The organism is Pseudonocardia sp. ICBG1142, from assembly GCF_020496255.1.
Classification (GTDB): domain Bacteria; phylum Actinomycetota; class Actinomycetes; order Mycobacteriales; family Pseudonocardiaceae; genus Pseudonocardia.
In genome coordinates this window covers 160,607-174,051 of sequence record NZ_JAHLJC010000030.1, presented here as the reverse complement: position 1 = coordinate 174,051, position 13,445 = coordinate 160,607, and the positions used below count along the sequence as shown (strand labels likewise).

Genomic DNA, 13,445 nt, shown 5'->3' with positions numbered 1-13,445 from the left:
CGCCCCGACGGCGCCTCGGCTGCGCACGTTGATCCACACCCGCGCACCTGGACCGACTCTCTCCGGGAGGACCCACCATGGCCAAGGAACTCCGCTTCGGCGCCGAGGGCCGTCATCTGCTGCAGGCCGGCGTCGACCAGCTGGCCGAAGCCGTCAAGAGCACGCTGGGCCCCAAGGGCCGCAACGTCATCCTGGAGAAGATCACGGGCTCGCCCGAGGTCACGAACGACGGCGTCACCATCGCCCGCGAGATCCACCTGCGCGACCCCTTCGAGAACATGGGAGCCCAGCTGGTCAAGGAAGCGGCGGTCAAGACCAACGACACGGTCGGCGACGGCACCACGACCGCGACCGTCATCGCCCAGGCGATCGTCAAGCAAGGCATGAGCGCCATCGAGGGCGGTGGCAACCCGGTGCTGGTCAAGCGGGGCATCGACATCGCGGTCAACGCGCTCGTCGACCGCCTGCAGACGGTGTCGCACCCGGTCAGCACCGAGGAGGACTACGCCCGCGTCGCCTCCATCTCGGCCAACGACGACTACACGATCGGCGGGGTCGTCGCGAAGGCGCTGCACACCGTCGGCGACGACGGCGTCGTCACCGTCGACGACACCCCGCTGCCGGGCGTCTCGGTGGACTTCGTCGAGGACTTCGAGTTCGACAACGGCTACGTCTCGCCGTACATGGTGACCAACCCCGGCACGCTCGAGGCGATCGTCGACGACCCCTACATCCTCTTCACCGCGCACAAGATCAAGGACGTCCAGCAGATCATGCCGGTGCTGGACCGGATCATGCGCAACGACCGGCGCCCGCTCGTCATCGTCGCGGAGACGGTCGAGGGCACCGCCCTGCAGATGCTGGTCCACAACCACGTCAACGGGCACTTCCAGGCCGTCGCGATCAAGGCGCCCGGCTTCGGCGAGAAGCGCATCCACCTGCTGGAGGACATGGCCGCGCTCTGCGGCGGACAGGTGCACTCCAAGAGCTCCTCGTTCTCGCTCGAGCAGATCGACGTCGAGCACCTGGGGCGCGCCGTGCAGGTGCGGGTCACGAGCGAGGGCACCACGATCATCGGCGGTGGCGGGGACAAGCAGAAGCTGGAGTACCGGCTGTCGCAGCTGCGCGCCGAGCTGGCCCGCGCGACCATCGGCACCGACGAGGACTTCTTCTCCGACCGCATCGCCCGGCTGTCCGGGAAGGCCGCGATCATCTCGGTCGGGGCACCGACCAACGCCGAGGCCCGCGAGATCCGGCACCGCGTGGACGACTCGCTGCAGGCGACCCGGGCCGCGGTGGCCGAGGGCATCGTCGCCGGTGGCGGCGCGGCGCTGCTGCACGCCGAGCCCGCCCTCGACGAGCTGGACGTGACCGGGGACTACCGGATCGGCGCCGAGATCGTCCGGCAGGCGCTCACCGAGCCCGTGCACCTCATCGCCTCCAACGCGGGCTACGACGGCGACGAGGTGGTCAAGCAGGTCACCACCATGGGCGTCGACGAGGGCTTCGACGCCCTGGAGGGCCGCTACGGGGACATGGTCGAGATGGGCATCATCGACCCGCTGCGGGTCGTGCGCTCCGCCCTGCAGAACGGCGCCTCGGTCGCCGGGCTGATCCTCACCACCAACTCCCTGGTGGCCGAGGAGGTCACGCCCTGGAACAAGGCCCTCATGACCGAGTTCGGCCAGCTCGACGAGGGCATCCCGCAGCCCAGCCCGGACTCGAGCACGCCCCAGTCGATGGGGCTCGGCCCGTCGGTCGGGTAGGTACCGGCCAGCCCGGTCACAGGGAACCCAGGGGAGCGGCCCGGCACGCGCTGCGCGTGCCGGGCCGCTCCGCGACAGTGGAGGTGGTCGTCGTGGACCGGTGCTGCCCAGCGCCCCCGGGGCGTGGTGGTCTCCCGGCGGTCGTCGACGCCCAGGTGCACGGCTGGGACGGCAGGCCGCACAACCAGTCGGGCCCGGCGGGGGAGCAGTTCGTCGCCGACCTGCTGCACCGCCACCGGATGGTCGACCCCTCGCCGCGGCCGCTGTCGGCGGACGCGTTCGAGCTGGTCACGCCGCAGGCACTGGCTGCGCACGTGCTGTCCGCGGTGGACCGCGCGGTGCTGGTCCCTGCCGGGTTCGAGGACCTGTTCGTTCTCGGGTTCGCCGCGCCTGCCTGGCACGCCGAGCTTGCCGCCGAGCACCCCGGTCGGCTCGCGCTGGCCGGCGAGCTCGATCCCGCCGACCGGGCCCGTGCCCGTGGCATCGGCGCCCGGGTCGGTCGCGACGGTCTGCGCGCGCTGACCGTGCTGCCGGCCCGTCGTCCGGAGACCGCGCTGTCCCTGCGGGCACCGTGGCTGCGACGGACCCTGATCCGGGCGGAGCAGGCCGGCGCCGGGGTGGTCCACATCGGGGTCGCACCGACCGCGCGACCGTCGCGCGCGGCACCGGACTGGGCGCACGCGGGCGTCGTCGCCGAGGGGGAGGCGGCTCCGCGGCCCCGGTGGCCGGAGTGGGCCGAGCCGGTCCGCGCCGGGTCCGCCCTGCCGGTCCGGGTGCGCAGCGCGGGGCCGCTGCCGGCCGGGGCCGTCGACGTCACCGAGGTCGCCGCGCTGGCCACGGCCCTGCCCAAGATCCGGTTCGTGGTGGGCGCCGCCTGCGCCCCGACCGCGTCGCTGATCCGGCTGGCCCGCGTGCCCAACGTCTACGTGCTGCTCACCGACCTGCTGATCGCGTTGCGGCGACACCGGGTGTCTGCCGCGGAGGCGCTCGGCGAGCTGCTGGCCGCCTACGGCCCGGACCGGCTGATGTTCGGCAGCGGCTACCCGCTGGTGCGTCCGGCGCGGCTGATCCGCGACCTCATGACCTTCCGCTATCCCGACGAGCTGCGCGGACGGTTTCCCGAGCTCGACGACGACGTGCGCGCCGCCCTGCTCGGCGGTACCGCAGCGCGGGTGCACGGGTTCGACCTCGGCTGCGCCACGCCCCGCACCGGCCCGCGCCGCAGGGGCGCGCTGAGCCCCACCTGAATGCAGCACAGGCAAGCCTAAGTTCGTGGCCTAGCATTCCGCCGGACGAGCGGAAGGAACGGACATGGGACTGACCCGGCGACAGATGCTCCTGGGGACGCTGGCTGCGGCCAGTGGCGCCGCCCTGGCCGGGTGTGGCGGGGGCGGCAGGTCGGAGACCGGCACTGGTGCCGCGACGGGGAGCGCCGGATTCCCGGTGACGATCGAGGGCAAGCTCGGCGCGGCGACGATCCCACAGGCCCCGCAGCGTGTGGTGTCCGTGGGCTACACCGACCACGACGCGATCCTCGCGCTCGGGGTGGCGCCGGTGGCGGCCCGCTACTGGTACGGCGACGAGAAGGTCGTCGTGCAGCCGTGGGCCCAGGCGGCCGCGCAGGCGGTGGGCGCGGCACCGGCGGTCCTGAACATGTCCTCCATCGAGCCCGAGAAGATCGCAGCACAGCGCCCCGACCTGGTGATCGGCCTCTACTCCGACCTCGATGCCCAGAGCTATCCGGTGGTGAGCGCCGTCGCACCGACCGTCGGGCCACCGCGGGGGTTCGACGACTACGGCGCACCGTGGCAGGAGTACACCCGCGAGACCGGGCGGGCGCTGGGCAAGGAGGCCGAGGCCGAGAAGCTGGTCGCCGACCTGGAGGGCAGGTTCGTCGCCGCCCGCGACGCCGATCCACAGTGGAAGGGGCGCTCGGTCGTCGTCGCGAGCCGCAGCGCGGACAAGATCAGCGTGTTCTCCTCGCAGGACCCCCGCTCACGGTTCTTCACCGAGCTGGGGTTCACCGTGCCGCCGCGGATCGACCAGCTGGCCGCAGGCAAGTTCTACACCGAGTTCAGCTTCGAGCAGGCGAGCGAGCTCGACCACGACCTCATCGTCTGGGACCAGCTGTCGTTCACCCCCGGCGGCAAGGCGACGGTCGTCGGGGATCCGTTGCTGTCGCGGCTGCCCGCGATGCGCGACGGGCGCGCCGTGTTCCTGGAGGGGGCCACCGAGCTGGCCTTCGCCTGGCAGACCGTGCTCAGCCTCCCGTCCGTGCTCGACGCGGTCGTCCCCGAGCTGCAGCGGGCGATTCCGAAGGCCTGACCCGCTCCCGTCGGGGTGGGGCGTGCCCCGACCCCGGGGCCCGCCCTGCCGCGCGAGACTCCTGCCGGTGGCGTCGCTGCGGGGTCTCGTGGCGGTGGTCAGGCGCGACGACGGTGGACCGCCGGGGTGAGCACGAACAGCACCGCGGCCGTCGTGCCGAAGGCGGCGGCGAAGCCGAAGGGCTCGGCGATCGCGCCGAGCCCGGTCGCTCCCAGGCCGGTCCCGGCGTCGTAGGCGATGTTCCAGACGGCGCTGGCCGGGCCGTAGTGCAACGGCCCGGCGGCGGCGAACAGGGCGACCATGGCGTCGTTCTGCACGAGCCCGAACCCGGCGCCGACGGCGGCCGCCCCCGCCACCAGCAGGACCGACGCGAACGGAGCGGCGAGCACCCCGAGCAGCCCGACCGTGGCGCACGCGGTCCCGACCGGCAACAGGGCCCCGGGACGTCCGCTGCGGTCGGTGAGGGTGCCCGCGACGCCGCGGCCGAGCAGCGCCCCGAGCGCAGTGGCGAACAGCGCGGCGGGCACCGCGACCGTCGCCCCTGGCGCGACGAGCGGGGCGAAGGTGATCACGCCGCCCTGCGCGGTGGAGCAGCCCAGCATTGCGAGCACCGGCGCGGCGGGGAGTCGCCTGCGGGGCTCGCGGGGGTGCGGGACGGCGTCGTCGCGGCGGGGTGCGGGGGCCCGCCGGGGCCCGCGCACGAACGCCACCACCAGCGCCCCGGCGACCGGGGTGATCCCGGCGAGCAGGAACACCCCGGTGAACCCCAGCGCGTCGACGACCGCGACGCCCGCCGGCAGGAACAGCAGCTGGGGCAGGCCGACCGCGTAGCCGTAGCGCGCCGCCGCGCGACCGTGCGCGGACGGCTCGACCAGCTCCGCGACGAGCGCGCTCCCGGCGACCGTGGCCATCCCGAACCCGAGCCCACGGACGGCGGAGATCGCCAGCACCGGACCGAGGTCGGCGGTCAGCGCGAGCAACGGCGTCGGGAGGCCGAGCAGCAGCGACCCCACGACCAGCACCGGACGGTGCCCGACCCGGCGCAGCATCGCGTGCACCAGCAGCTGGGTGCCGACGGTGGCCGCCATCAGTACGCCCGTGCTCAGCCCCGCTCCGAACTCGCCGGAACCGCCCCGGGACACCCACAGCGGGACGACCGGCAGCAGCAGGGCGTACCCGCCGAACGCGAGCGCGGTCGAGGCGAGGAGCAGGCGGAACGGGAGCGACGACAGCGAGCGGGGCACGCCCCACCGTGTCAGACGCACGCGTCGCGGCGCGTCCCGCGCCCTGGCTCCGCGCTGTCCTCGGTCCGCGCTGTCCGCTCGACCGGTTGCCGAGATGCAGCTCAGCGGGGTCCGTGGCTCGTCCGAGCCCGCTGAGCTGCATCTCGGTGTAGGAACCGCTGCGGCCCGGCCCCGGGTGTGAGGGGCCGGGCCGCGGTGGGGGTGTCGGGTCAGGATCGGTTGCGGATCCATTCGTCGAGGTGGGGTGCTTCGTCTCCGATGGTGGTGGGGTCGCCGTGTCCGGTGCGGACGCGGGTGTCGGCGGGGAGGGTGAGCAGGGTGGTGCGGATGGATTCGATGATGGTGTCGAACGATGAGTAGGAGCGTCCGGTGGCGCCGGGTCCGCCGTGGAACAGGGTGTCGCCGGTGAACACGATGCCGAGTTCGGGTGCGTAGAGGCAGGACGAGCCGGGTGAGTGGCCGGGGGTCTGCAGGACGCGTAGGTCGATCCCGCCCGCGGTCAGGGTCTGCCCGTCGGACAGTTCCTGGTCGGGTGTGCGGTCGGGCCAGGTCATGTCCCACAGGACGTGTTCGGCGGGGTTGAGCAGGATCGGTGCGTCGAAGCGGTCGGCGAGGGTGGGTGCTTGGTTGATGTGGTCGTCGTGGGCGTGGGTGCACACGATCGCCTTCACGGTGCGGTCGCCGACGGCGTGGGTGATGGCGTCGGCGTCGTGGGCGGCGTCGATGACGAACACTTCGCGGTCGTCGCCGATGATCCAGACGTTGTTGTCGACGTCGAAGGATCCGCCGTCGAGGTTGAACGTGCCGGAGGTCACGACGTGGTCGATCGGGGTCTCGGTCGGGGCCATCAGAGGATCACGACCGAGCGCAGGACCTCGCCGGCGTGCATTTTGTCGAAGGCGGTTTCGATGTCGTCGATGCCGATGGTTTCGGTGACGAACTTGTCGAGGGGGAAGCGGCCTTGGAGGTAGAGGTCGATGTAGGTGGGGAAGTCGCGTGAGGGGAGGCAGTCGCCGTACCAGGAGGATTTGAGGGCGCCGCCGCGGCCGAAGTAGTCGATGAGCGGGATCTGGGGGGCGTGCAGGTCGGGGGTGGGGACGCCGACGAGGACGACGGTGCCGGCGAGGTCGCGGGCGTAGAAGGCCTGCTTGTAGGTTTCGGGTCGTCCGACGGCGTCGATGACGACGTCGGCGCCGTTGCCGTCGGTCACGGACTGGATGAACTCGACCGGATCCTGTTCGGTGGCGTTGACGGTGTGGGTGGCGCCGAACTCTTCGGCCCACTTGAGTTTCCGCGGGTCGGTGTCGACGGCGATGATCGTGGTGGCGCCGGCGAGCTTGGCGCCGGCGATGGCGGCGTCGCCGACGCCGCCGCAGCCGATGACGGCGATGGAGTCACCGCGCCCGACGCCGCCGGTGTTGATGGCGGCGCCGAGGCCGGCCATGACGCCGCAGCCGAGGAGGCCGGCGGCTTTCGGGTCGGCGTCGGGGTTGACCTTGGTGCATTGTCCGGAGTGGACGAGGGTCTTCTCGATGAAGGCGCCGATGCCGAGGGCGGGGGACAGTTCGGTGCCGTCGTCGAGGGTCATCTTCTGGGTGGCGTTGTGGGTGTCGAAGCAGTACTGGGGCTTGCCCTTGTTGCAGGCGCGGCACTGTCCGCAGACGGCGCGCCAGTTGAGGACGACGTAGTCGCCGGGGGCGATGTCGGTGACGCCGTCGCCGACGGTTTCGACGATGCCGGCGGCTTCGTGGCCGAGGAGGAAGGGGAACTCGTCGTTGATGCCGCCGAGTTTGTAGTGCAGGTCGGTGTGGCAGACCCCGCAGGCCTGGATCTTCACCACGGCCTCACCGGGGCCGGGATCCGGGACGATGATCGTCTCGACGGTGACCGGCTCACCCTTGGCCCGGGCCACGACGCCGCGTACCTGCTGTGCCATAACTCGTACTCCCACTCGTCCTCGATGCCGTCCGCTCGGGACGGATGCTCGGATGGCGACTCTGGCATGGGTGACCGGACGGTGCCAGGTCGGCTCCGGCTCTGCAACAGGTGTTTCGGCATGTGGGGGAACAGAACGGCCCCGGCCCACGGATCGCGTGGGCCGGGGCCGTCCCGGGTGGGCTCAGAAGTCGAAGTCGCCGCCCATGTCGAACCCGCCGCCGTCGTCGAAACCGGGGTCCTCGGCGGGCGGCTCCTCGGCCGGGGACTCCTCGGCCGCGGCCACGTCCTCACCGGCACCGGCGTCGTCGAACATCGCTCCCGCGATCGCCGTGCCGATGAAGGCACCGGCGACACCGGCCAGCAGCGATCCGGCGATCATGCCGCCCATGCCGGGCCCACGGCCGCCGCCCAGCGACCGCTCCATGGTGCCGGGGTTGCGCATCTCCGCGCGGGTCGCCATCCGCGCCAGCTCCTGCGGATCGGTCGAGCGGGCCCGCTCGGCCTCGGGCACCTGCCCGCCGACGTCCTCGAGCACCTTCTGCCGCTGCTCGGGCGTCAGCTTCGCGAACGCCTCCGCGTGCGCCTGCTCCACCTGCTCGGGCGGTGCGGTGCGGAGCATGTAGCGGTAACGCTCGATCGCCTGCTGGTCGGGGTCCTGCTGCTGCGGTGCCGCGCCGAAGCCCTGCTGCGGCGTCGGGCCGGGCCCCTGCGGCCCCGCACCCCCGGAGCCCTGCTGCGGCTGTGCCTGCGCGCCTCCGGTGAGGCGCTCCTTGAGCTTGTCGAGCAGACCCATCTGCGGGTGTCCTCCTGCGTTCCGGTTCGAGTCCGGTTCCCGCCCGATCCGGACGGACCGGGCACACCGGTCGTAACGTGCGACCGTCACGGTGAGTTCCCCGCCCGCGCCGTCGCCGCATCGCCTACGGTCGGGGACCGTGACGACCGCGCCGCCGCCCGTTCCCGCCCTCGCACTCGGCGCCGTCGCCGGGAAGGGACGCCCCGGCGGCTCCCGCATCGCCTGCCCGCTGCCCGACGGCGGTCTGCTCGACGTCGGCTCGCTCGCCACCGCGCAGCGCGGCCCGTACCCGGACCTGCTGACCGCGCCCGACCTGACCCGGCTGCTCGACGCCGGCGCCCCGGCCTGGCGCGAGATCGTCGAGTGGCTGCGCGAGTGGCGTGCGGACCACGAGCGGGCCGCCGCGCACCGCCTGCCCGACGAGGGACTGGTCCCGGTGCTGCCCTTCGCCGTCGCCGACTACGTCGACTTCTACGCCTGCGAGCAGCACGCGCGGAACGCCGGACTGATCTTCCGCCCGGACGCCTCGGACCCGCTCACCCCGAACTGGCGACGGATGCCGGTCGGCTACCACGGCCGCTCCGGCACGGTCCGGGTCACCGGGACCCCGGTCACGCGTCCGTCGGGACAGCGTGGGCCCGAGGACTTCGGCCCCTGCGCCACGCTCGACTTCGAGGCGGAGCTCGGCTTCGTCCTCGGCGGACCGGTGCCGGGACCGGTCGGGATCGACGACGCCGCCGACCACGTCTTCGGCGTCGTGCTGCTCAACGACTGGTCCGCCCGCGACATCCAGTTCTTCGAGTCCCGCCCGCTCGGCCCGCACCTGGGCAAGTCGTTCGCGACGTCGATCTCGGCCTGGGTGACCCCGCTCGACGAGCTGTCCGCGGCCCGGGTCCCGCTGCCCGTGCACGACCCCGCGTCGCTGCCCTACCTCACCCCGACCGGCACCGCGCTCGGCCTGGACCTCGACCTCGCCGTGCACCTCAACGGCGAGCTGATCGCGTCCCCGCCGGCTAGGGACCTGTACTGGTCCCCTGAACAGATGGTGGCCCACCTGACCTCGGGCGGGGCCGGGCTGCGCGCCGGTGACCTGCTCGGCTCGGGGACGATCTCCGGTGCGGAGCGCGGGGAGTTCGGCTCGATGCTGGAGCTGTCCTGGAACGGCCGTGACCCGGTCGCGCTCCCCGGTGGTGCCTCACGCGCCTGGCTGGAGGACGGCGACGAGGTCGTGATGACCGCGACCGCGCCCGCCCGCGACGGTGGCCGGATCGCCCTCGGCGAGGTCCGCGGCCGGATCCGCGGCACCTGACCGGATCAGGGCCGCAGCGGCATCAGCGGCTCGGGATCGCCGAGCGCGTTGTGGATCAGCGCCGGGATCTCCTGCTTGCCGCTGCCGTCGACGGCGATCACCACGTAGACGGTGCGGCAGTCGCAGGTGACGGTGCGCTCGCCCGTGTCGTCGAGGGCGCGGACCTGGAAGTCGAGTGCGAAGCTGGTCCGGCCGATCCGCGCCGTCGACACCGCGACGACGACGTCCTCGCCCCACCCGACCCCCAGGGCCCCGGCAAAGTCGTGATGGGTGGGTCCTGAGCTGCGGTGATGTGGGGGGTGGGGGTGGGTGCGGACACAGGCTTGGCGTGATCATGAGGGTGTCGAATCCTTGCTCACGTCAGGAAGCCTGTGTCCGCAGTGTCAGTGTCTCCGATCGTTGCTGCTCTGGAAGGCCTGGAGGTCGGTCCTGACGCGGGGAGAGCCGCGCCGGTCGGTGAGGCGGCGGGGTTGTCGCTGGTGGAGGCCCTGTCGCGAGTGCCGGACCCGCGGAAACCACGCGGTGTCCGCCACGGTGTCCTCGCGGTGTTGCTACTGGGGGCGTGCGCGGTGTTGGCGGGGGCCCGGTCGTTCACCGCGATCGCCGAGTACGCCCATGACGTCGGCCGCGCCGTGCTGGACGTGCTCGGGGTGGGCGCGGTCGCTCCGCACGAGTCGACCATCCGCCGGGTCCTGCAACGGGTCGACGCCTCGGCGCTGGAGGCGGCGTTGCAGTCCTGGGTGTTGCCCCAGCTCAGCGCCCAGCCGGCGGCGGAGGGCACACCCCGGCGAGAACAGCGTCGCGTGCTGGCCTTGGACGGCAAGACCCTGCGCGGCGCCCGCGTCCGTGCCGCCGACGGCAGGGTCTGGCTCCCGCATCTGGTGTCGGTGCTCGACCAGACCAGCGGTGGCGTGCTCGGCCAGGTTCAGGTCGCAGAGAAGGGCAGCGAGATCACCGCGTTCACCGCGCTGCTCGACCCCCTCGACCTCGACGATGTACTGGTCACCGCGGACGCTCTGCACACCCAGCGAGCCCACGCCGACTACCTACACCGCCGCGGCGGGCACTACCTGATGACGATCAAAGCGAACCAGCCCACGCTGCTGGCACGGGTACGGGCGCTGCCCTGGACCCAGATCGGCGTCGCTGATCGTCAACGCGGGCGTGGGCACGGCCGCGTCGAGACCCGCACGATCAGCGTGGTCAGCCTGCACCCCTGTCCCGACCTGGGCGCAGAGTTCTTCCCCCACGCATCCCAGGCGATCAAGCTGGTGCGCCGGCGTCGCCCACTGCGGCCTGGCGGGAAGTGGAGAACCGAGACCGCCTACGCGATCACCAGCCTGACCAGCACCGACGCCGATCCAGGACTGCTCGCCCGCTGGATCCGTGGGCACTGGTCGATCGAGAATCGCCTGCACTGGGTCCGTGATGTCTGCTTCGACGAAGACCGCGCCACCGCCCACACCGGTCACGCCCCGCAGGTCATGTCGGCGTTGCGGAACCTCGCGATCACCGCGCTACGCCTGCACGGCGTCAGCAACATCGCCGCAGCACTCCGCCACCACGCCCGCGACCCCCATCGACCACTGACCACCTACAAGATCATCTAGCGACTTTGCCGGGGCCCTGACCCGACCCCGGCCCGCCAGTCGAGTTCGGTGTGGACGAGCTGGATGTCGTAGCCGGCGTCGAGCATCGCCCGGTAGGTGAGGCCGCGGTGCTCGAGGAACTCGGTCATCGCCTCGTCGAACCAGGCCAGGTACCAGGCGTTGAACACCACGCCCTGGGCGTCGACCTCGTGGTAGCGCACCCGGACCGGGAACTCGAAGTTCGCCATGGACCGATGCTACGACCGGCTCGTCGCGGTCACCCCTCCTGACGGTCGGCCGCGGCGCGGCCGGAGTCGACGCGTTCGCGGATGGCCCGGTTGACCGCCCGCCCGAACGCGGCGACGACGCCCTGCACGGTGATCGGCTTGAGCCGGGAGAACGCGGCGGCCAGCCGTCGTCGCTCCTCGGCGGGGCGGCCGCGGTCCCGGTAGGGCTGCAGGACCTCCTCCTGGAACAGCGTCATCAGGTCCTCTGCGAGCGCGGAGGTGTGCCGCTCGATGAGGTCGTGCGAGCGCTTCCACAGCTCCGGCGGCAGGCCCGCGTCCAGCGCCTGCAGGGCCGAACCGAGCGCGACCATCCCGTGCAGCCGCACGGAGTCCGGTCCCGCGTCCGGCAGCCGGGTCAGGGCGCCGAGCTGCTCCAGGGTGGTGACCTCGTCGTCGGACAGGCGACGCCCGGCGCGGCGGTCGAGGCCGGCGCGGTCGAGCTCCTCGTCGACCTCGGGCAGCCAGGGGGTGAGCAGTGCCCGCTGCAGGGCCAGCTCCTCCGGCGCGGTCTCCAGCGGCACCTGTTCCAGCTGCCGCTCGATGGCGGCCAGTGTGAACCCGAGCCCGGTGAGCTCGCCGATCAGCTCCAGCCGGGCGCGGTGCGCCGCGTCGTAGAGGCCGGTGCGGCCCCGCAACCGGGGCGCCGGGATGAGCCCCTTGCCCGCGTAGAAGCGGATGGTGCGCACCGAGATGCCGGTCCGCTCGGCGAGCTGGTCGACGGTGAGCAGCTCGGGGGAGCCGTCGTCGCTCGAGGCATCGGTGGCGGCGGACATGACCGCAGGTTACGGGCCGGCCGTCCTATGCGACAGTGGTGGTGTGACATGGTCGCTGTCACGTTCTTCGACGGCCGTCTTGACCCATGTGACAGTGCTGCTGTAACAAAAGCTACCAGTAAGTAGGGGCAGTGCCGCCCGGCCGCCCCGGCGCCGACCACCCACGAGAGGTTCGGATGAGCGAGATCCCCGAGGCCTACATCTACGACGCGATCCGCACACCCCGCGGCCGGGGCAAGGCCTCCGGTTCGCTGCACGAGGTCAAGCCGATCTCGCTGGTGACCGGCCTGATCGACGCGGTCCGCGAGCGGAACCCGCAGCTCGACACGAACACCATCGACGACCTGGTACTCGGTGTCGTCTCGCCGATCGGCGACCAGGGCGGTGACATCGCCAAGACCGCCGCGATCGCGGCCGGGCTGCCCGACACCGTCGCCGGTGTGCAGCTCAACCGGTTCTGCGCGTCCGGCCTGGAGGCCGTGAACACCGCGGCCCAGAAGGTCCGCTCCGGCATGGAGGAGCTCGTCCTCGCCGGTGGCGTCGAGGCCATGAGCCGCGTGCCGATGGGCTCCGACGGCGGCGCCTGGGCGATGGACCCCGACACCAACTACCGCACCGGTTTCGTGCCGCAGGGCATCGGCGCCGACCTCATCGCCACCCTCGAGGGCTGGTCCCGCGAGGACGTCGACACCTTCGCCGTGGAGTCGCAGACCCGTGCGGCCAAGGCGTGGGCCGACGGCCGCTTCGCGAACTCGATCGTCCCGGTGAAGGACCGCAACGGGGTGACCGTCCTCGACCGCGACGAGCACATCCGGGCCGGCGCCACCGTCGAGACGCTCGGTGGGCTCAAGCCCTCGTTCGAGATGATGGGCCGCGACGGCGGTTTCGACGCGGTGGCGCTGCAGAAGTACCACTGGATCGAGAAGATCGACCACGTCCACCACGCGGGCAACTCCTCCGGCATCGTCGACGGCGCCGCGCTGACCCTGATCGGCACCGAGGCGGCCGGGAAGGCCAACGGCCTGACCCCGCGGGCCCGGATCGTCGCCACCGCGCTGTCCGGCGCGGACCCGACCATCATGCTGACCGGCCCGGCGCCCGCCGCGCGCAAGGCGCTGGCCAAGGCCGGGCTGTCGGTCGGCGACATCGACCTCTTCGAGATCAACGAGGCCTTCGCGGCCGTCGCCCTGCGGTTCATGCGCGACATGGACATCTCGCACGACATCACCAACGTCAACGGCGGCGCCATCGCCATGGGCCACCCGCTGGGTGCCACCGGCGCGATGATCCTCGGCACCCTCGTCGACGAGCTGGAGCGCCGTGACCTGCGCCGCGGCCTGGCCACGCTCTGCGTGGGCGGCGGCATGGGCATCGCCACCATCGTCGAGCGCGTCTGAATCTCCCGGAATCTCGGAAGGACT

At 72.3% G+C, this 13,445-nt stretch carries 13 protein-coding genes; 6 read left to right on the top strand and 7 right to left on the bottom strand.

Going from position 1 to position 13,445, the window contains the following annotated elements; translation table 11 throughout:
- Positions 1-77: 77 nt before the first annotated feature.
- From groL to KPL59_RS14875, 3 genes are all read left to right on the top strand, one after another.
- Positions 78-1,766 (top strand): chaperonin GroEL, encoded by a 1,689-nt coding sequence (gene groL, locus KPL59_RS14885; RefSeq protein ID WP_226361150.1) that lies wholly within the window; start codon positions 78-80, stop codon positions 1,764-1,766.
- A gap of 92 nt (positions 1,767-1,858) precedes the next feature.
- Complete coding sequence (locus tag KPL59_RS14880) at positions 1,859-3,013, top strand: amidohydrolase family protein (protein ID WP_226361149.1); 1,155 nt, start codon at positions 1,859-1,861, stop codon at positions 3,011-3,013.
- Between the two features lie 64 nt (positions 3,014-3,077).
- Positions 3,078-4,091: an ABC transporter substrate-binding protein gene (locus tag KPL59_RS14875; RefSeq protein ID WP_226361148.1), complete on the top strand. Its 1,014-nt coding sequence runs from the start codon at positions 3,078-3,080 to the stop codon at positions 4,089-4,091.
- A 98-nt stretch (positions 4,092-4,189) separates the two neighbouring features.
- Here the strand turns inward: KPL59_RS14875 and KPL59_RS14870 are convergent, their stop codons facing one another.
- The 4 genes from KPL59_RS14870 to KPL59_RS14855 all read right to left on the bottom strand — a co-directional run bounded on the left by KPL59_RS14870 (position 4,190) and on the right by KPL59_RS14855 (position 8,066).
- Complete coding sequence (locus KPL59_RS14870; RefSeq protein WP_226361147.1) at positions 4,190-5,335, bottom strand: MFS transporter; 1,146 nt, start codon at positions 5,333-5,335, stop codon at positions 4,190-4,192.
- 209 nt (positions 5,336-5,544) lie between these two features.
- Complete coding sequence (locus KPL59_RS14865) at positions 5,545-6,183, bottom strand: MBL fold metallo-hydrolase (RefSeq protein ID WP_226351307.1); 639 nt, start codon at positions 6,181-6,183, stop codon at positions 5,545-5,547.
- Positions 6,183-7,271, bottom strand: a complete 1,089-nt coding sequence (locus KPL59_RS14860) for an S-(hydroxymethyl)mycothiol dehydrogenase (RefSeq protein ID WP_226361146.1) — start codon at positions 7,269-7,271, stop codon at positions 6,183-6,185. Before KPL59_RS14860 ends, KPL59_RS14865 begins: the two co-directional genes overlap by 1 nt.
- Positions 7,272-7,454: 183 nt before the next feature.
- Complete coding sequence (locus tag KPL59_RS14855; RefSeq protein ID WP_226361145.1) at positions 7,455-8,066, bottom strand: hypothetical protein; 612 nt, start codon at positions 8,064-8,066, stop codon at positions 7,455-7,457.
- A 139-nt stretch (positions 8,067-8,205) separates the two neighbouring features.
- Between KPL59_RS14855 and KPL59_RS14850 the strand changes: the two genes are divergently transcribed.
- Entirely contained in the window at positions 8,206-9,375 is a 1,170-nt protein-coding gene (locus tag KPL59_RS14850) for a fumarylacetoacetate hydrolase family protein (protein ID WP_226361144.1), read from the top strand.
- Between the two features lie 5 nt (positions 9,376-9,380).
- Here KPL59_RS14850 and KPL59_RS14845 read toward each other — a convergent pair whose 3' ends face one another.
- A complete protein-coding gene (locus KPL59_RS14845; RefSeq protein ID WP_226361143.1) occupies positions 9,381-9,587 on the bottom strand; it encodes a hypothetical protein in 207 nt (68 codons plus the stop codon).
- 174 nt (positions 9,588-9,761) lie between these two features.
- Between KPL59_RS14845 and KPL59_RS14840 the strand changes: the two genes are divergently transcribed.
- On the top strand, positions 9,762-10,985 hold the full coding sequence (locus tag KPL59_RS14840; RefSeq protein WP_226351754.1) for an ISAs1 family transposase: 1,224 nt from the start codon (positions 9,762-9,764) through the stop codon (positions 10,983-10,985).
- Here KPL59_RS14840 and KPL59_RS14835 read toward each other — a convergent pair.
- Both KPL59_RS14835 and KPL59_RS14830 read right to left on the bottom strand, forming a co-directional pair.
- Positions 10,982-11,212, bottom strand: coding sequence for a thioesterase family protein (locus KPL59_RS14835; protein ID WP_226361142.1), 231 nt, complete (start codon positions 11,210-11,212; stop codon positions 10,982-10,984). The two genes, KPL59_RS14840 and KPL59_RS14835, sit on opposite strands and share 4 nt — an antisense overlap.
- A gap of 29 nt (positions 11,213-11,241) precedes the next feature.
- The gene (locus tag KPL59_RS14830) at positions 11,242-12,024 is read right to left on the bottom strand and encodes a MerR family transcriptional regulator (protein ID WP_226361141.1); all 783 of its coding nucleotides are present in this window, start codon (positions 12,022-12,024) and stop codon (positions 11,242-11,244) included.
- 176 nt (positions 12,025-12,200) lie between these two features.
- On the opposite strand from KPL59_RS14830, the gene KPL59_RS14825 reads away from it, so the two are divergent.
- A complete protein-coding gene (locus tag KPL59_RS14825; protein WP_226361140.1) occupies positions 12,201-13,421 on the top strand; it encodes an acetyl-CoA C-acetyltransferase in 1,221 nt (406 codons plus the stop codon).
- Positions 13,422-13,445: the final 24 nt, after the last annotated feature.